Origin of the sequence: Rahnella sp. ATs2 (assembly GCF_051851855.1) — a bacterium.
Taxonomy (GTDB): Bacteria; Pseudomonadota; Gammaproteobacteria; order Enterobacterales; family Enterobacteriaceae; genus Rahnella; species Rahnella variigena.
The window spans coordinates 1-1234 of sequence record NZ_JBLYPL010000055.1; the positions used below are offsets into that span (position 1 = coordinate 1).

Genomic DNA, 1234 nt, shown 5'->3' on the forward strand with positions numbered 1-1234 from the left:
TGAATAGACCCTAGTTTCCTAGACTGTTCCGTGCCTCATGAACCAGGCACTTTCATAAGCTGCAGGGGGTTGATCCTCACAGGCACTGTGGCGGCGTTTAGCATTATAAAACATCTCGACATAATCGAAGATATCCGCCTTCGCTTCTTCCCTATTTTTATAGATCCGTTTCTTTATGCGTTCCCGTTTTAGCAACTGAAAAAAGCTTTCTGCCACTGCGTTGTCATGGCAATTACCCCGACGACTCATACTGCTTTTTAAATTGTGAGCTGTCATAAAATGCTGACATCTTTCGCTCGTATATTGAGAGCCCTGATCTGAATGGATTAATACTTCTGCCGTTGGTTTACGTCGCCATACCGCCATCAATAATGCATCCATTACTAACTCAGCGGTCATTCGTCCGCCCATGCTCCAGCCGATAACCCTGCGTGAGAAGAGATCAAGAACAACAGCCAGATACAGCCAACCCTCATGCGTCCTTATATAAGTCATGTCACTCACCCAATGCGTATTTGGGGTTGGGACAACGAACTGGCGTTCAAGGTAATTTGGACTGGCAAAAGAAGGCTTTCCGCCATCGTAATAGCGTCGTTTTCGGTATCCAGTCTGAGATGCTAGTTCAGCGAGCCTCATCAGGCGCGCGATCCTGTTACGTCCGACGCATTCACCCAGATCTTTCATATCGAGCCAGATTTTTCGATAGCCGTAAACCGTACCGCTTTCAAGCCACAGTTGTTTAATCAAGCCTGTTTGCCGTTCATCTTGCCGGGTACGCAAAGATTTAGGCCGCTTTAGCCACTGGTAATAACCGCTGTGATGGAGGCCAAGAACCAGGCATAACCTGCGTACAGCATAAAAGGACGACATTTTTTTAATGAAGGCGTACTTCAGCCTGACGTTCTTGCAAAGTACGCGGCGGCCTTTTTTAAGATATCCCGCTCTTCAGTTACTCGCTTAAGTTCTTGCCTGAGGCGCTTTACTTCATGCTGAAGTGCATCGTCCTGCTTACGCTGCGGCTCGGGCTTCTGGTAGCGCTTAACCCAGGCGTAAAGACTATTAGTGGATACACCAAGTCGAGAGGAGACCTCAGACACAGGGTACCCCTGCTCAGTGATCTGTTTTACGGCTTCAATTTTGAATTCTTCTGTGAACGTTTTGACTGACATAAACACTCCTTCATTAGGCCTCCATTATGAGGCAAAAAAGTGTCTACGAAACCCGGGTCTATTCA

At 47.2% G+C, this 1234-nt stretch carries 1 protein-coding gene; it reads right to left on the reverse strand.

Annotated elements, in window-relative coordinates:
* Window positions 1-18: 18 nt before the first annotated feature.
* Window positions 19-1169 (reverse strand): IS3 family transposase gene (locus tag ACJY2G_RS25470; RefSeq protein WP_112290390.1). Its coding sequence is split into 2 segments (ribosomal slippage): window positions 19-935 and window positions 935-1169, totalling 1152 coding nucleotides; the frame shifts between segments, so codons are not numbered across the junction.
* Window positions 1170-1234: the final 65 nt, after the last annotated feature.